A 17,559-nucleotide genomic window follows, 5' to 3' on the forward strand; every position below is an offset into this window, starting at 1 on the left:
ACGGATTGAAGGCGTGCAAAGCCAGATAACAAGGCGAGCCGTGGTGAGGAGCGCCACCGCGATCGGTATCGCGGCCACGGTGGGGTCCCTGATGCCGGGCACGGCCTCGGCTGCATCGAAAAAGGCACCGAAGAAGGCACCGAAGAAGCTTCCGACGTCCGCCAACGGATGGCCGATCGAGAAGAAAACAAACGATGTCTCGACGGTGTGGACGCGTCCTGTTGCCGGTACGGGACTCATGGTGGATGTTCGGATCGGTGATGTCGAGGCAATCCTCGTCCATGTGATCCGCCGCTTCCACTACGAGATCGAGGAAATCCAGCGGGTCGACCTGGCCGGCTGGCGTGAGATCGGCAAGCTCCATAAGAGCTTGCCCGAGTCGAACCTTGCTTCCGGAACTGCAGTGCAGATCCGGCCGGGCGCCAGTGCGAAGGGCGGTCTCTTTCCGCCGCAGGAGCTGGTGTTGCGAGACGTCCTTGCTGACTGTGGGGGCGTCGTGCGCTGGGGAGGGGACGACAGCAACGTCAATGAGTCGCTGTTCTACATCAGTACTGGCCCGGACGACGAGCGGGTGAGGCAGGTCGCCGACAAGATTCGGGGATGGGACGCGACACCTGGTGAAGGCGCCGGTGCGGAGGTAAATGTTCTGTCCCCGTCCCGTCGTAGTCGTGCGGACAGCCTGGCCCGCATCCAGCGTTCGGCCTGACCGACGGAAAGCCGACTGAGGTCTTCGGGGGAAGCCCGGGTTGGATGATGGTCCTCGCCCCAGGAGTGAGAGGAAGAGGGCCATCATCTGTTTCCGGGGGGAGGAAGAGATGACGCCGAACCCGGTCGAGGTTCTCGTGCAGTTCCTGTGCTCAAGACTGCCTCCAGGGTGGCCGTCGTCTCGGCTGCCGCTGTAGTCCTCGGCTTGATTCCGCTCGCCGGTACGTCCTACGCGGCCGGCTGCTCCAATGCCGGCTGCGACAACCTGGGCCCCAAGGCGACCGGTTGTGAGGCGGATGCCGTCGGTCACGGTACCGTGGACAACAACGACCGTATTGCAGAGCTCCGTTGGTCGCACAAACGCCAGGCCGTCTGGGTTCGCGTGACGAGTAAGCTCCGTGATCCTGCTTGGTACGGCTCGTATGCGACGATCGAGAAGTACGACAACAAGAGCGGGAAGCTGGTTCGCGCGCTGAGGGTCAACGTTCCGAAGAGATCGGGTCAGTCGGACTGGTCCAACATGCTCGGTGGCGACTACCCCTACCGTGTGTGTGAAGATCGACTCCGAGAACCCTGCCTATGCGATGAAGTACACCAATAAGTGGTAACGGATCAGCGTTTCTGCGGAACTGTATGAAGTAGGCCCCTGTTCCCGTGCGGGAACAGGGGCTTTGTGCCTTCCAAGGGGTGTGGAGAGCGCAGGCCACCGATCCGCGTGACCCGACAGGCCGAAGTGCCCGAAGATGCCTGCGAATCCGTCAGCAACGCACACACGGAAGTCCGATCTGCCGGGTGGCCATGGCGGTCCGGAGGGGAGCGGCGGGCTCCACCTCGATGGCGTAGCAGTCCTTTCGTTCACGAGGAAGGGACGATAGGGCGGGAGGGGCCTTTTCTGATGAGATTTGTTCCGGCCTAGGTGCTTTGGGCCCCTGGACAGGGTCCTTACCTGGCCTCTATGTTGATCGACATCGCCGAGTGGCTTCGTTTCCAGGGAGCCCCGTCGGCGATTTTTCGAGTTCAGGGGTGGGGATCCATGGCGGGCTTGATTCGTGTTGGTGTTGTCGTGTCCGGGGGGACCGGGCTTGTGGGTGGGATGCCGGCGGCGTCCCCGGCCGTGACGGGTGAAACGGTGAAGTGCGCCGATGTGCGTGTGAACTCCGGGGAGTTCACGCTTCCGGCCGAGAAGCCGCCCACCGCGATGCGTGGCGAGGTACGTACCCGTATGTCCGGCCGAAAGGCCCGGACGGCGGTCTCCTTCGCCGGCGTCTGACCGGACTTCTTTTCCTGCCGTCTTCGTGACGGTCCTGCGGTGTGAGCAACAGGCTGTAGAACGCGCCTTGTTGTCGCTTCGGTGACCCTTTTTCGCGCCGTGCTTCTTTGCGTTGTGCATTCCAACTCCCGCCTTGCGCAGCCCCCTTATCTGCTGCTTACGATGAGCAAGATCATTTCAAGGGCGCCTCATGGCGCGCTCATCATCCGCACAGACGTCACAGGGGGGCGCGGTTCACCGCGCGACGTTCAGCGCCATCCCTCTCTGTCGCCTGCCAATGCACAGAGAAAGAAAAAGAGTTGAAACCGTTCAGACCGGCCCGTGCCGGGATCGCGGGCCTTGCGGCTGCCGCTGTCCTGGCGGGGCTGATACAGGGCAGTGTGGCGTATGCCGTACCGGATGCCCCGCAGGTCAATCCCAAGTCGACCGACATACCCGCCGGTTCGGGGCGCGTCGCCGATCCCGACAAGCATCTCGGGAAGGGCTGGGACGCCTCGAAGGACCGGGCCGTCACCGCCGCCGCCGACTCCGCCGGACTGCGTATCCTCGCCGCGGAGTCGGGGCAGGCCTATGCGTGGAAGACGGCCGCCGTTCTCAACGAGCCGGGAATGCCTGCCGATTCGTGGATCGGTAATCAGTGCGTCATGGATGATTCCCATGTCGCCGCCGTGTACGCCCCGCGTGCGTTCACGAACAAGCCCGATCTGATGCAGGGCGGCGCGTTCACGGCGATCGTGAACACCACGACGGGTGAGGTGACGAAGCTGCCGTTCACCGGCACGCTCGCCTACTTCGACCCCACCTGCAACACCACCACGCACACCGCCGCCTTCACCCAGTACCGCGACATGAACGACGCGTCGCAGGTGAAGACGCAGGTGATCACCGTGGACACAGCCGGTAGAACGGTCGTGAAGACGGGGGAGCTGCGCGGGCAGGTGTCGGCGGCGGCGCCGGTGAAGGGCGGTGTGGTCGCCGGGCTCGGCCGTGATCTCGTCCGGATCGACGGGGAGGGGAGGACGCGCCGGCTCGCCAAGGGGGACAGCATTCCCTTCGACATCCGTCCCATGGACGGCGACCGGGTCGGCTTCGTGGACCGCAAGGGTGCGAAGACGGCGCAGGCGAAGGTGTACAGCGGTCACGGTGAGCCGCGCACGGTGGCCACCGGACGCCTCGGTGACCTCGGCCTCGTGTCCGGTGCGCAGGGCCGTGTCTTCCTCACCGGCCGCCCCAAGGACGTGAAGGTGGAGGGGAGCGGGATCACGAAGGTCGACGCGCCGGCCGACACCGACGTATCGTCCCTCGGCCGTCTCGCCGTCGACCCCGTGCTCACTCCTGGTGTCCGCGCCGGGCTGACCCGCATCAAGGGCGGCGGGAAGGGCTTCGACAAGGCGAACGAGCCCGAGGCGGGCGTGCGTTCCCGCTCCGGGAAGGCGCCGGGGGTGGCGGACGGCGACACCACGCTGACCGTCACCTCGACCGCCACGCCGACGGGGGACAAGGTCGAGCAGCGGGTGACCTCGCCGCAGCCGCGCCTGAAGCAGGGGCTCTCGCCCGCGCTGACCGGTGGCACCCAGCCGCGTACGCTGGCCCGCGCGTCCGCGAAGGCGTCCGGGCCCGTCGACGCGCCCGACTCCCACGACCCCATCGACACCGACCGCTGGTGTTCCGTCTCCCGCAACGACATGGGCGTCCAGGCGTTGCAGCCGACGCCGAACCAGGTCGAGTGGGCGGTGGACATGGCCGTCCGCGGTGAGCTGCGCGGCAAGTGGCTCCGCCAGGGCGGCTACCGCGACCAGGCCGGGCTGGGTGCGATCGATCCGCAGGGGATGTTCCCCCTCCCGTCGCTGAACGGGGGCGGCCGGATCCCCGCCAACGTGCTCCTGGGCATCCTGGCCCAGGAGTCCAACCTGTGGCAGGCCGAATCCGGCTCGATCCCCGGCCAGATGGGCAACCCGCTGGCCGCCGTGGACGGTTACTACGGGCACAGCGCCAAGGACACCCTCCTCGGCTACTGGCGCATCAAGTGGGACAAGTCCGACTGCGGCTACGGCGTGGGCCAGGTCACGGACGGCATGCGCCTGGCGGGGCACGAGAAGACGGACAAGACGACGGGGCAGAAGACCGAGACGAGTCTCGACCCGAAGCTGCAGAAGATCATCGCGATCGACTACGCCACCAACATCGCCGCCTCCATGAAGATCCTCGCCGACAAGTGGAACGAGGTCCACACGGACGGGCAGCGGATCACGGTCAACAACGACGACTCGTCCCGCGTGGAGAACTGGTTCACCGCCGTCTGGAACTACAACCTCGGCTTCAACCCCAGGTCGGAGGCCGGGAAGAACGGCGGCCACTGGGGTCTGGGCTGGTACAACAACCCGGCGAACCCGATGTACAAGAAGGGCGCCTGGGACCACCCGTTCATGGACACGTCCCTCAGCAGGGAAAACATCGTCGACGCGGCCCATCCGCAGAACTGGCCGTACGAGGAGAAGGTGATGGGCTGGGCCGCCTGGTCCATCGACACCGGCTTCTCCTACGACACGGACGGCAAGCAGGGCTGGAAGGGCGAGTCCGGGTACTCCACCGCGGGCTTCCAGCCCGCCTGGTGGCTCAGTGCCGAGAGCCGTTCCCGCGTCAGCCCCCCGCTGGACACCTTCTGTAACAAGAACAACGGCTGTAACGCGGGCAGCCCGATCGACTGCCCCGACGAGGCGTGCTACCGGCAGTTCTGGTGGACCCAGGAGAACGCCACCTGGAAGTCGGACTGCAAGGACTCGTGCGGCAACGAGAAGATCAAGTACGCCACCCTGCGCGCCGAGCCCGGCCGTGGGTACCGGCTGAAGAACGGTGAGCCGGTGTGCGGTGGCGCCCCGGACGGCTCCGACGTCGTCGCCTCGATCCCGGCCGGTACGGAGACGTGGTCGAGCTGCGGGAAGGCGTCGTCGACGGGCAAGTTCGAGTTCACCTTCCATCCCGACTGGGACAAGCAGTACGAGGCCAAGGCCGATCTGCATTCGATCGGCGGCGGCCATGGCGGCCACTTCTGGTACACCCACACCCGGAACGACGACCACCTCGGCGGCGACGGCAACCGGATGACCATCGAGGGCGAGTGGACGGCGGGCAAGTCGTACGACCTCGCCGCCGTCTACGCGTTCGTCCCCGACACCGGGGCCCAGACCAGGCACGCCAAGTACGTCATCGACGGCGCGGTCGGCGGCCCGTACGAGCGGGTCGTGGACCAGAACGCGAACAACGGCAAGTGGGTGCCGCTGGGCGCCTACAAGTTCACCTCCACGCCCAAGGTGAAGCTGACGAACTACACGAAGGACGGCAACGCCGACCAGGACGTCGCCTGGAACTCCGTGGCGTTCAAGCCGATCAAGGGCAAGTTCGTCCAGCGCTCCCTGACCGCCGCCGCGATCTTCGACCCGAACCAGGAGCTGAACTCCAACTCCCCGGTGACGTCGCTCGAGACGCCCGTGCGGTCGATGAAGTCGCTCTACGAGTGGGGCCTGGGACTCGCCGAGCGGGCCCCGCTGTGGAACAACAACGGCAACGGGGTCGAGGCCCACGGTCTGACCTACGAGGCGCGCTGCAAGGACGCGAAGGCCGTGGGCGAGTGCACGGGCCAGAAGACGTATGACGAGGCCGAGAAGTGGGCCAAGGACATCAAGGCCGGCGGCATGACGCCGCGCGCCGACGGCTCCGCCCCGGACATGTCGATCCCGGTGTGGATGGCCATGGCCAACCGGCGCCCCGACCCGTCCAAGCCCGCCTCCGAGGCGTACAAGGACCCGAACAGCTACAAGATCAAGTCCGATGTGAGCGTGACCTTCGTGGTCGGCGAGGACGGGAAGATCGTCGACGGCAGCGTGGCGTCGGACTACCGCGCCCGGGTCGGCAACGCCCACCTGCCCTACTTCGTCACGAAGATCATGAAGGCGATCGAGGCGGACTACGGCATCCCCGCGCCGGACATCGACTACACCACGCAGGACGCGCTGGAGTACGGCGACTTCAAGATCTCCCACCCCTACGAGGACGGGGACACCCCGGGTCAGGCGTACTTCCCGCACTTCCGCGCCGCACGTATCGACGACTCCAAGCAGTGCGTGGACTTCCGCGCCATCGGTGGCGGCGTGCACGGCTACCGTGCCATGGTCGCCCACAAGTCGATCAACGACAACGTCAAGAAGTGGGTCGACGCGATCAACTCCAACACGGAGACCAACTACGCGGTGAAGAACTTCGCCGGGGACGTCTACTCGCTGTTCTTCAAGAACAGCGGTTCGTGGAACAACAACATGTGGGGTTCCATGATCGGTAACGCGCCTCCGATCTGGCAGGACATCTCCGCGGCCTTCTGCGCCGACGGGTCCGTCAAGCCGACGCACTACCTGAAGAACGACGACGCGCACCCGTCCAACGGCATCGTCTACCAGTCGTACATGCCCGACCTCTACCTGTACGTCGACGACCGCATGACCGACAATCTGGGTCGCTCGTCCAACCAGCGGATCAGTGGCGGTGACTGGAGGAACTTCTCCAACTTCCCCGCCACCGCGCCCAATGGCAATGCGTACGCCTGGTGCGGCGTGGGCTCGCGGGGCAACGGAGGCAACCCGTGGGGCGTGGACGCCCCGGTTCCGGTCTTCGGTGACGAGCCCGGGAACCGGCCCGGCAAGGTGGTGCACTGCGACGAGCCGGAAAAGGAGTTCGACGTCAACCTCACCCAGTAACCGGGAGAATCGACGGGTGATGTGACATCGCCCCGGGGGAGGGGGGCCGAGGCGTACCTGCCGGCCCTCCTCCCCTCTTTATGCGTCAAGGGAGAATCCCCTCATGGGTTTCCTTTATGTAGCCTTTCTCGCTTTCTTCCTCTACCTGGCGTTCGCGACTCTGTTGTGCAGGAAGGTCGCGCGCAGGACCACGGCGAGGATGGGCTGGGTCATGGCCTTCCTGCTCATCGTCCTTCCCGTTGCCCTGCTGGTCATCGGGGGGATGATCGATGCCGGGCGGGCCGGGTCCTGAGTGGCGCCGCCATGGGCGCGAGGTGGTGGGGCCTTTTCCGGTGGAGACGGTTCCGTATTTCTGGACAAGTGGCTTACCAGCCCCATATGTTGATCGACATCGTCGGTCGCATTTATGCCGCACTTCACCGAGAATGTACGTAAGGAATTTCCATGCTCAAGATTGCTTCTCGCGTCGCCGCTGTTTCGGCCGCGACCGTCGTGATGGGGCTGATCCCGCTCGCCGGCACGTCCTACGCGGCGGGCTGCCTCGGCACCAGCTGCGACAACCAGGGCCCCAAGGGCACCGGTTGCGAGGGTGACGCGGTCGGTCGCGGCTCCGTCGACAACAACGGCCGGGTCGCGGAGCTGCGTTGGTCGCCCAAGTGCCAGGCCGCCTGGGTGCGCACGACGCAGAAGGCCACCCCTTCCTGGTACAGCTCCTACGCGACGATCGAGAAGTACGAAGGCAACAAGCTGGTGCGCTCGCTCAGCGTCAACACCCCCCAGACCTACAACTCCTCGGACTGGTCGAACATGCTCGGCGGCAACATCTACACCTACCGGGCGTGTGTGGGCTTCACCAAGGACAGCGGTGCGCCGTACGGCGTGCAGTGCACCAACAAGTGGTGAGCGGCGCGCTGTCGTAGCGGTCGGATGATCCGGTGCCCCTGTTCCCGGGAGGGAATAGGGGCACCGGTGCGTCAGGCGCCGCCCCGGGTCGCCCCGTAGAGCGCCCAGCACCACAGGGCGCCGGCGCACAGGAGTTGCACCGAACCGCTGACGGCGAACCGGGCGCGCCGCAGCGGCCAGGCCGACAGCGCGGCGAGGGCGCCCAGAACGACGAGTGTGATCACCGGGACCGCGTTGTCGACGTGGTTGTCCTCGGCGCTCGTGAAGACGTCGTATCCGGCTTCGGTCATCACCGTCAGCAGGGTGAAGAGCGTGACGATCGCGTCCAGGACGATCAGGCCGACCGCTGTGGCGGCGTCGGCGGCCGGTTCGCGTCTGCGGTCCACTGGTTCTCCTCGAGGATGGGTGAAAAGGGCGCGGGGCCCCGGGCATCCGTGCCCAGGGCCCCGCGCTCGGGTGGTGATTGTCCTCTGCGGTTACTTCTTGCCGGAGAGGGTGGCCTCCAGGGAGTCCGCGTAGAGGCGGGCGCCGGCCGGCTTGGGGTGGAAGGACTGCATCGACGGGGCGGTCCCGCCGAGCCACCAGGGGCCTTCGTTGTCGGCCTGGGCGTGTCCGCTCAGCACGATGCCGTGCACCGACTCGGGATCTCCGCAGATCGCCTTTCCGGCGAACTTGTCGCGCGGGTCGGAGAAGACGGCGTTCGCCCGGTACTGGGAGTTGGCGTCGTCCACGGCACCCTGCATCTCGGACGCGAGGGTGTTCGCCAGCTCATTGAGCCAAGTGCCCTCGACCTCCTCCATGTTCATGACGCACGAGCCCTTGTTCTCCAGGAGCCTGGGGTAGCCCATGAGAACGATCCTGGCGTTCGGCGCCCTGTCGTGGATCATCTTGAGGGCGGCGGCGATCCGCGGCCGGATCTGGTCGTGGAGCCACTTCGGCGCCCACTGGTTCAGCGGTCCCGTGCTGCCGCCGGGGTCCGCGCCGCCGTCCGGGTCGATGTTGTCGAGGTCGTTCGCCTGGCAGTTGAGCAGCGTCGGCATCACGCACTTCTTGACGATGTCCGTGAACCGGGCGTCGTTGCCGCCGATCGACATGGTCACCAGGGTGGTGTTCTGGTCCAGGTAGCCCTGCTTGAGCTGGGCCAGTTCGCTGTTCTGGTTCCTGCTCACGATGTTGAAGAGGCGGGCGCCGGAGCAGGCCGTGAAGTGGTAGTCCATGTTCGGGTCCCACGCGTCGGCGAGTTCACCGGTGGACTTGCTGTTGCCCGGCAGGGTCGCCTGACGCGACCAGGCGAGCTTGGAGCGGTGGCAGGCGTCCTTCGCCGACTTCTGCTGCTTGTCGTAGAAGTCGGACTCGGGGTAGTAGTCCTTGCCGCCGGGCGCGGTCGCGCCCTCGCCGGAGGAGTACGAGTCGCCCATCGCGACGACCATGTCCTTCGGCTTGCCCGGGAGCGGCTGGAAGGCCACGGAGTCCCAGGCGATGTCCTCGTCGCCGGTGCCGTCCTCGGTGTCGTTGTCGAGGCTGACGGTCGGCGTGCCGGTGAAGTTGAACACGCCCAGGTCGAGCCACTTGTTCTCCATCACCCGCTGCGGGTGCACCCGGGTCGGGCTCTTGGAGTCCGTACCGCCGACCGCGTAGGCGGCCTGACGGGTGTGGGCGCCGTGGTCCGGGATGTGCGTGAAGACGCGCATCCAGCCGCGCTTGGACGAGTTCAGGGTCCAGGTGCCCTTGAGGTAGGTCTTGGCCCCGTCCGCGGTGTTGATCTTCGAGCGGGTGTGGGCGAACCAGAAGTGGTTGCCGTTGCCCGCGCCGATCTGGTGCAGGTCCATCTTCGACGACTCGCTCGCGAAGTCGAAGCCGAAGGTGCCCTGCGAGGAGACGCCTCCGGGGCACCGGCCGGACGAGCCCGCCGGCGTCATGCCGTTGGGCAGGTCGTCGACGATCATCGAGCCGGCCGGGAGACCGGTGTTGCAGCGCGGCGGGTAGGACTCCGCGTCCGGCTGCTCAGGGTAGGTGTCGTCGAAGCGGTGGACCGGGTTGCCGCAGACCTTGTTGCCGCAGTCCTTCCACTTCGCGGGCTTGGTGTACCAGCACTTGAGGTACAGCGGGTTCTTGGAGTCCGGGTCGCCGGGCAGGGTGCAGGGACCCTTGCCGGTCTCGTTGGACATGCCCGAGGAGATCTTCGACGGGTCGCAGTCGTTGGACCCGTCGCAGAAGAGCGAGAACGGAGGCTTGGACTTGGTCCGCTCCATCGGGTTCGTCCACCAGGCGGCCCGGTAGCCGGGCTGGAAGTCGCCGGGCTTGAACATCGCGGAGATCGGACGGGCGGCCCAGCCGATCACCTTCTCCTCGTACGGCCAGTCCTGCGGGTGCGAGGCCTGGGAGTAGTCGTCACCACCGGTCGCGGACTCCAGGAACATCCCGCGGTTGATCTTCCACAGCGGGTTGGCCGGGTTGTTGGTCCAGCCCACGCCCCACTTGCCGGAGTTCTGGCCGGCCGTGTTCTGCGGGTGGTAGCCGGTGTTGTACGTCCAGAGGGCGTAGAACCAGTTCTCGATGGACTTCGGGTTCCCGTCGTTGATGACCATCCCGTCCTTGCGGGTCAGGTTCCACTTATCGACGAGGATGTTGACGCCGGCGGCGATGTTGGCCGCGTAGTCCAGGGCCACGGCCTCCTGCTGCACCGGGGACTTGGGCTGCTCGATCTTGTTGCCGTGGTCGTCCGTGCGCTCCTTGCCGGCGAGCCGCATGCCGTCGGTGACCTGGGTGACACCGTAACCGCAGTCGGACTCCTTCCAGTTGATCGCCCACGGGTCGCCCTGCTTCCCGTTGGAGGCGTACTTGACGCCGTAGAAGCTGCCGATCAGCGGATTGCCGGTGACGCCCGGGACGACGGTGCGGGCGGCCTGCCACATGTTGGACTCCTGCGCGGTGACGCCGAGCATCACCTGCGCGGGGACGTGCCAGTCCTCGCCCGAGCCGCCGTCCAGCGAGGTGAGGGGGAACAGGGACTGGGGCGAGTACGCCGCCATGCCCATGTTCTTCCAGTTCGCCGGGCGGCTGGCGCCCTTGTTGAGCTTGCCGACGACCGCCTGGTCGACGGCCCACTCGATCTGCCGCGGAGTGGGCTGGAACGCCTGCTTCCTGGCGTCGCCGCGGGGCACGGCGCAGTAGCGGTCGTCGGAGACGCCGTCGGCCACGGCGGACCGGCGGGCGGGGCCCGCGGCCGCCTTCAGCACGGGGCTGATCGCGTGGCCGGCCCGGGCGTTGCGGTCGCCGCCGATCCGGTCGCCGCCGGGCTGGGCGTCCAGAGTGACTGTCTTCCGGGTGCCGAGCGCGGTCAGCGTGGTGCGCGTGGTGCGCTCGGTGAGCGCCTCCTCGGGGCGGATCCGGGTGTCCTTGCCGTCCGCCCAGCGGGAGGTGAGCGCGGCCCGGCCGTGGGTCGAGACCCGTGCGTCCTTGTCGAGGCCGCCGGGGTTGTGCAGCACCTTGGCGGCGCCGGCCTCGGTGGTGGCCTTGCCGGTCACATAGACCTGGCCGCCCGCGGTGGCGGTGAGGTCGAACGCGGAGAGCCTGCCCCGGGCCAGGTCGGCGGGCTTGCGCCGGGCGTCCGGCCGGTCCAGGTCGCCCGCGCCGACGCGGGAGACCCTGGCGGTGTCCCCGGGGGAGCCCGCCGTGGCGGCGGCCGTCCTGCGGGGCTGCATGTCGGGCTGGATGAAGGTCACGCCGCCGTCGGCGTCCGCGCGGAGCTGGAACGGCAGGGACTTCGTCGTCGCGACCGGACGGACCGTGCCGCCCTCGACCTTGACGATCTGGTTGGCGCGTGCGGCCGCGATGCCGCCCTTGACCGGGACGGCCGAAGTGAGCTGTCCCGCCAGGGTGTTGTCGGTGGAGACCTTGCCGTCGACCGCATTGACGGAGACCAGGCGGGTCCGCGCGACCTTGGACTTCTCGTCGCTCAGCGCGGTGAAGACGGCGTTGTCGCCCTTGCCGCAGCCGGGGGAGAAGTAGCCGAGCGTGGCCTGGAACGGGAGCTTGGTGACCTTCCCGTCGGCCAGGCTGACGACCGCGGTGAAGGCACCGTGGGTCATCAGGTCCGGCTTGTTGGTGAAGGTGCGCGGGGCGTAGGCGACGGCCGCGTACTTCCCGGACTCGGTCAGACAGGCGTTGCCGATCCAGGTGTCGGTGTCGAACCCGGTCTCGGACAGCGACGCGGCGGTCTTCCAGGCGTAGCCGTTCTTCTCGTCGGCGACGAGGAGGTGGAAGCCGGTGCCGTCACCGGAGGTGGTGAAGGCCCGGTCGGCGGAGGACTTGTAGTCCTTGCCGAGGACCTCGGTGCGCTGCTTGGCGGGGACGGCGGACGGCTTGTCGCCGTCCTTGCCCGTGCCCGGTCCGACGGGTGCGGACCAGCCGTCGGCACTGCCCGGCGGCGGTGCCGTCAGGGCCAGTGCCTGGGTCGTGCCGATGCCGGCGGACAGGGCCATGGTCACGGCCGCTGTCACCGGTATGCGCGCACTCCACAGGAGATTGCGTTTCAACAGGGTGTTCCTTTATGCGGGTTGAGCTCATGCCGAATCGTTCCGGCATGCAGACCGCCCCCGCTGCCACGCGAAAGGGCGCGCCAGCGGGGGCGGAGACTGGGGTGGAGGAAGCCGGGGAGCGCCTGAGCGCTCCGCTGGACATTCCGTGACGGGTCGTCGATCGGCTGCGGCGCCGTCGTGGCCGGTCGCGCAGTTCCTCGCGCCCCTCCGGGCGCTGCCGAACCGCAGCGGACCTTGCCCGATCCGCTTAGTTGCAGGAACCCACGCCACGGACGGCGTCGATGACCACGCGGCCGCCCATCTTCATGTAGGAGTACACCGTGCCGCAGTAGCCGCGGTTCTGGTAGACCGGGCCGGCGTAGGTGCCGAAGGTGCCGAAGTCCTCGCGGGCCGCGTCGTCGGTGTAGTTGGACTTGAGGCGGATGCCCATCGACTGCTTGGCGCCCGTCTCGTTGGCCAGGACGGCGCAGATCGGCTTGTCGTCGTAGCTCGGGCCGGTGCTCTGGCCGTTGGTCCAGAGGTAGAGCGTGGCGTAGCGCTGGTTGGGGTTGGGCATGCGCTCCGCGTAGACGGAGACGTTGTAGCCCGCGCCGCACACGTTCGCGCCGGCCGCGGCGGCCTTCAGGTTGGCCTTGACCAGGGACTTCGTCTTCGCGGTCGCCTTGGCGGAGAAGTGGATGTCACCGGCCGACACGGAGGCGGGCTTCGGGGCCGGGTTGCTGGTTCCGGCGAGGGCGGTCTGCGGCGCGGCCAGGCCGAAGACGGTCAGTGCGGCGGCGACGGCGGCAACCCGGAACGACTTTTTGGACATGGTGAAACAATCCCCCGTTGATCAGTGCATGTCAGCGGAGAACATGATCGTTTCCGCTGGTCGGCAGGAACTTACCAGGGGTTTATGCCGCCGTTCCTGTGGATTGGGTCACAAGCGCCTGCCCCCTGTTTCCCGTCGGGAAAAGGGGGCAGGAGCAGGCGTCGTCCCGGCTCAGCCGCCGTTCACCCGCGTCGCGATCCGGTCCCCGGTCTCCTTGTCGATGTTGCGCCAGTACTGCAGGGCCCGGTCGAGGACCGGGCGGCTGACGCCGTTGAGGAGGTGGCCGGAGACGTTGGAGACGAGGCGGTCGCGGGCGGCGTCGTCGAGGACCTTGCGGACCATCGTGCCCGCCTGGCCCCAGTCGTCGTCCTCGCGGTGCAGCCTCGACGCCTCGCGGACCATGTCACCGGAGGCGGACCAGCCGGCGATGTCGCCGAACTGGGGGGAAGCGGCGGGGCCGCCGTAGGAGTTGGGGGCGTACGGGCGGGCCGTGTTGGCCGGCTCGTAGCGCATCGGGCCGTCCTTGGCATAGGAGTTGACCACCGAGTGCGGCCGATTGGGCGGCAGCTGGGTGTAGTTGGGGCCGATGCGGTAGCGGTGGGTGTCCGGGTAGGAGAAGAGACGGCCGATGAGCATCTTGTCCGGGGACGGGCCGATGCCGGGAACCAGGTTCGACGGCTCGAAGGCGGCCTGCTCGATGTGGACGAAGAAGTCCTCGGGGTTGCGGTCGAGGGTCATCTTCCCGACCTCGTGCAGCGGGTAGTCGGCGTGCGGCCAGACCTTCGTCAGGTCGAAGGGGTTGAAGCGGTAGTCGGCCGCGTCGGTGAAGGGCATGATCTGGACCTTGAGGGTCCACGACGGGGCGTTGCCGCTGTCGATGGCCTGCCAGAGGTCCTTGCGGTGGACGTCCGGGTCCTCGCCGGCCAGGCGGTCCGCGTCCTCCTGGGTGAGGAAGTCGATGCCCTGGTCGGTGATGAAGTGGTACTTCACCCAGAACCTCTCGCCACCCGCGTTGACCCACATGAACGTGTGCGAGCTGTAGCCGTTCATGTTGCGCCAGGTCTTCGGGATGCCGCGGTCGCCCATCAGCCAGGTGACCATGTGGGCGGACTCGGGGGACAGTGTCCAGAAGTCCCACTGCATGTCGTTGTCGCGCAGGCCGTTGTCCGGGCGGCGCTTCTGGGAGCGGATGAAGTCCTGGAACTTCTGCGGGTCGCGGACGAAGAAGACCGGGGTGTTGTTGCCGACGAGGTCGTAATTACCGTGTTCCGTATAGAACTTGACGGCGAAGCCCCGCGGGTCGCGCCAGGTGTCCGGGGAGCCCTGCTCGCCGGCCACCGTGGAGAAGCGGACGAGCACCTCGGTGCTCTTCCCCGGCTGGAAGAGCGCCGCCTTCGTGAACTGGCTGACGTCGTTGGTCACCCGGAAGGTGCCGTACGCGCCGCCGCCCTTGGCGTGCACCACCCGCTCCGGGACCCGCTCCCGGTTGAACTGGGCCATCTTCTCGATGAGGTAGTGGTCCTGGAGGAGGATGGGGCCGCTGTCGCCGATGGTGAGCGAGTGCTCGTCGCTCTCCACGGGGATGCCCACGTTGTCGGTGGTGTACGGAGTCTGCTGCGCCGAGTCGGTCATGGGACGCCTCCCGGGAACGGGTGATGGTGAGGGCGTCGTCCGAGCCGCCCTCCACATCGGCCAAGTGAACTCCGTCGACAGCGCGTCGGCAACAGGGCCTTGGACTCCGTCCAGGATTTCACCCGGTACCGCCGAACGGGGCGATCCGTCACCCCGAGTGACCGCGCGGGGGCAGGGCGAGCTCGAACCACACCACCTTTCCCGTGCTCAGCCGGGTGGCGCCCCACCGCCGGGCCAGCTTGTTGACCAGGTACAACCCACGGCCGCCCTCGTCCGAGGGCCGCGCCTGGCGCAGCCGGGGAAGCTGGGGGACATCGTCGCCGACCTCGCAGCGCAGCACGTTCGTCCGCAGGAGACGGAGCGTGATCGGGCGCTCCGCGTACCGCACCGCGTTGGTGATCACCTCGCTGACCAGCAGTTCGACGGCGTCGCTCAGCTCGCCCAGCTCCCAGCGGTCCAGCGCGCGCCGGGCCAGCCGGCGGGCCTGCCGGGCCGTCTGGGGGCGCGGATCCAGGAACCAGTACGCGACGTCGCTCGGCGCTATGCCCTCGAAGCGCGCGGCGAGCAGCGCGATGTCGTCGTCCCGGTCGCCCGGGCCCAGCATGCCCAGCACCTCGTCGCACAGCGGCTCCAGCGGCGGCGGGTTGGGGCCGGTGAGGCGCGCGGTGTCGATCAGCCGCTCGCGCAGCTGCTCTATCCCGGTCCACACGTCCCGGATCCGCGACTCGACGAGGCCGTCCGTGTAGAGGAGCAGCGTCGCACCGGCCGGTGCGTCCAGCTCCACGGCCTCGAAGTCCACCCCGCCCACGCCGATCGGCGCCCCGGGCGGCACCCGGAGCACCTCGGCGCGGCCGCCGCGGTGCAGCATGATCGGCGGCGGATGGCCGGCGTTGGCGATCACGATGCGGTGCGAGACCGGGTCGTAGACCGCGTAGAGGCAGGTCGCCATCCGGTCCGAGCCCAGCCGCTGCGCCTGCTCGTCCAGATGGTGCAGGACCTCCTGCGGCGGCAGGTCCAGCCCGGCCAGGGTCTGCGCGGTCGTGCGCAGCTGGCCCATGATCGCGGCGGACGTCATGGAGTGGCCCATCACGTCGCCGACGACCAGCGCGATGCGGTTGCCGGGCAGCGGGATCGCGTCGTACCAGTCGCCGCCGACCCGGGCGGTCTCGGCGGCCGGCAGATAGCGGCTGGCCAGCCGGACGCCGGTGGGCTGGGGGAGCGAGTCGGGGAGCATGGTGCGCTGGAGCTCGTCGGCGATGTAGACCTCGCGGCCGTAGAGGACCGCCTTGTCCACGCCGAGCGCGGTGTGCGTCGCCAGCTGCGCCGCGACCAGCAGGTCGTCGCCCTCGAAGGCCGGCCGGTCGGGCCGGCGTATGAACACCGCGGCGCCGATGACCCGGCGCCGGCCGCGCAGCGGGGCGAGGATCGTCCGCCGCTGCTGGGGTACGGGCCGGTCCGCGCCCAGCAGTTCGGGCAGGGCCGCCCGCGCGGCCGAGGAGTCCCCGAAGACCGGCCGGACACCCCGCAGCACCTCCGCGAGCGGCCCGCCTATGCGCACCTCGCAGCGCTCGGCCGCGGCGTCCGCCAGCTCCAGGCCGAGGCCGGGTCCGTCGGCGGGCGCCGGGGCGCCGGGCAGCGAGGCCAGGGATTCGGCTCCCCAGGCGGTCTCGGGGGTGCCGAGGCCCCGCGCGTACTCCGGCAGCCGGTCGGTGCGGCGCAGCCGCAGCACGACCGGGCCGACCGGGCGTTCGTCGCCGACCGGCAGCGGGTCGCGCAGATAGACGAGGATGGCGTCGGCGAAGGTCGGCACGGTGGCCCGGCACAGGCCCAGCACGATCTCGTCCAGGTCGATGCCGCGGGCGATCCGGCGGGTGGCCGCGCCGACGAAGCGCAGCCGCTCCCCGCCCGTGCCGCCCGCCGGTTTGGGGCCGTCGGCCGGCGGATGGGCACGGCCCACGCCGCCCTCCCCGTCGGGCGGGTCGGCGGGTCCGTCGACGCCGCCGCTCATGGCGGGCCGCACGGTATGCGCCCCGCGCGCCAGCGGCAGGGCCTCGTCGGGCTCGTCGCCGGTGCGGGGGCGCGGCGGGGCGGCCGGCGAGGGGGTGGGCCGGGTGGGCCGGACTGCGGCATTCCGCTGTCCTCCGTGGGAGTCGGTCTGCTCCGTCACGCGTGGGGTTCCATCCGTCGGGGCCGTAAGCCCGGTCGCACAGGGCGCACCGTGATCACCCTGATCAGGCGGCGCGTCGCAGATTGAGGAAGAGCTGGATCTCGGGCGGTACGTCCGTGCTCAGCGGGGCGTACGCCAGCGTGCTCTCGCCGGCGATCTCGAAGCCCGCCGCGCGGACGACCTCCCGCAACTCGTCGCGCAGATAACCCGATACCCGGATCGTGTTGCCGAGGAACGGTATCGCATAGTCGTCCACGTCCGCCTCCACCATCGAGAGCGCCATCAGGCCCCCCGGTCTCAGCAGCCCGTGCAGCATCCGCAGCGCGTGCGGGATCTCCGGGCGGGGCAGCATCAGCAGGGCGAAGAACGCGGCGATGCCGTCGAAGGTGCCCAGCCGGCCGTCGCGCAGCTCCGCCAGGTCCGCGAGGTGGAAGTCGGCCTCCGGCACATGGCCGCGGGCCAGCTCCAGCATCCCCGCGGAGAGGTCGACGCCCACGACCGCGTGTCCGGCGTCCACCAGCTGACGGGCGGTCGGCAGGCCGGTGCCGCAGCCGATGTCCAGCACCCGCGAACCCGCCGGCAGCGCCCCGGCCAGCCAGGCGCCGGAGGCGATCTGGCCGTCCTTGTGCGGGAAGGCCTCGTCGTACCGGTCGCCGATGGCGTCGAACGCCTCGGCCTGGCCGTTGCGGTCCAGGCCCGTCGGGGCGTAACCGTCATAGGCCCGCTGCTCGTCGTCACCGCTCACGGATGCGCCCCTTCTGCCTTCTCGCCCGATGGTTCCG

General features: G+C 68.6%; 10 protein-coding genes. 4 read left to right on the forward strand and 6 right to left on the reverse strand.

Translation table 11 applies throughout. The annotated features are described in order from the left end of the window. Nucleotides 1-43: 43 nt before the first annotated feature. The 4 genes from AB8735_RS23830 (at nt 44) to AB8735_RS23845 (ending at nt 7,626) form a co-directional block, all read left to right on the forward strand. On the forward strand, nt 44-706 hold the full coding sequence (locus AB8735_RS23830) for a hypothetical protein (protein ID WP_372409242.1): 663 nt from the start codon (nt 44-46) through the stop codon (nt 704-706). 954 nt (nt 707-1,660) lie between these two features. Further along, the gene (locus tag AB8735_RS23835) at nt 1,661-1,975 is read left to right on the forward strand and encodes a hypothetical protein (RefSeq protein WP_372409244.1); all 315 of its coding nucleotides are present in this window, start codon (nt 1,661-1,663) and stop codon (nt 1,973-1,975) included. 380 nt (nt 1,976-2,355) lie between these two features. Further along, on the forward strand, nt 2,356-6,723 hold the full coding sequence (locus AB8735_RS23840; protein WP_372409245.1) for a hypothetical protein: 4,368 nt from the start codon (nt 2,356-2,358) through the stop codon (nt 6,721-6,723). 444 nt (nt 6,724-7,167) lie between these two features. Then, nucleotides 7,168-7,626: a DUF2690 domain-containing protein gene (locus AB8735_RS23845; protein ID WP_372409247.1), complete on the forward strand. Its 459-nt coding sequence runs from the start codon at nt 7,168-7,170 to the stop codon at nt 7,624-7,626. A 71-nt stretch (nt 7,627-7,697) separates the two neighbouring features. Here the strand turns inward: AB8735_RS23845 and AB8735_RS23850 are convergent, their stop codons facing one another. From AB8735_RS23850 to AB8735_RS23875, 6 genes are all read right to left on the reverse strand, one after another. Next, nucleotides 7,698-8,012 (reverse strand): hypothetical protein, encoded by a 315-nt coding sequence (locus AB8735_RS23850; RefSeq protein WP_372409249.1) that lies wholly within the window; start codon nt 8,010-8,012, stop codon nt 7,698-7,700. Between the two features lie 90 nt (nt 8,013-8,102). Further along, nucleotides 8,103-12,164, reverse strand: a complete 4,062-nt coding sequence (locus tag AB8735_RS23855) for an SGNH/GDSL hydrolase family protein (protein WP_372409252.1) — start codon at nt 12,162-12,164, stop codon at nt 8,103-8,105. A gap of 250 nt (nt 12,165-12,414) precedes the next feature. Continuing rightward, the gene (locus AB8735_RS23860) at nt 12,415-12,978 is read right to left on the reverse strand and encodes a hypothetical protein (protein ID WP_344020336.1); all 564 of its coding nucleotides are present in this window, start codon (nt 12,976-12,978) and stop codon (nt 12,415-12,417) included. 171 nt (nt 12,979-13,149) lie between these two features. Continuing rightward, nucleotides 13,150-14,610, reverse strand: a complete 1,461-nt coding sequence (locus AB8735_RS23865) for a catalase (protein WP_372409255.1) — start codon at nt 14,608-14,610, stop codon at nt 13,150-13,152. 148 nt (nt 14,611-14,758) lie between these two features. Beyond that, the gene (locus tag AB8735_RS23870) at nt 14,759-16,777 is read right to left on the reverse strand and encodes a SpoIIE family protein phosphatase (RefSeq protein WP_372409258.1); all 2,019 of its coding nucleotides are present in this window, start codon (nt 16,775-16,777) and stop codon (nt 14,759-14,761) included. A gap of 64 nt (nt 16,778-16,841) precedes the next feature. After that, on the reverse strand, nt 16,842-17,522 hold the full coding sequence (locus AB8735_RS23875; RefSeq protein ID WP_344020330.1) for a methyltransferase domain-containing protein: 681 nt from the start codon (nt 17,520-17,522) through the stop codon (nt 16,842-16,844). Nucleotides 17,523-17,559 lie beyond the last annotated feature (37 nt).

The sequence above is a fragment of the Streptomyces luteireticuli genome, assembly GCF_041519305.1.
Classification (GTDB): Bacteria; Actinomycetota; Actinomycetes; order Streptomycetales; family Streptomycetaceae; genus Streptomyces; species Streptomyces luteireticuli.

Coding starts and splice junctions, on each gene's coding strand:
- AB8735_RS23860 (WP_344020336.1), bottom strand. CDS start 12,978: ATGTCCAAAAAGTCGTTCCGGGTTGCCGCCGTCGCCGCCGCACTGACC.
- AB8735_RS23845 (WP_372409247.1), top strand. CDS start 7,168: ATGCTCAAGATTGCTTCTCGCGTCGCCGCTGTTTCGGCCGCGACCGTC.
- AB8735_RS23835 (WP_372409244.1), top strand. CDS start 1,661: ATGTTGATCGACATCGCCGAGTGGCTTCGTTTCCAGGGAGCCCCGTCG.
- AB8735_RS23865 (WP_372409255.1), bottom strand. CDS start 14,610: ATGACCGACTCGGCGCAGCAGACTCCGTACACCACCGACAACGTGGGC.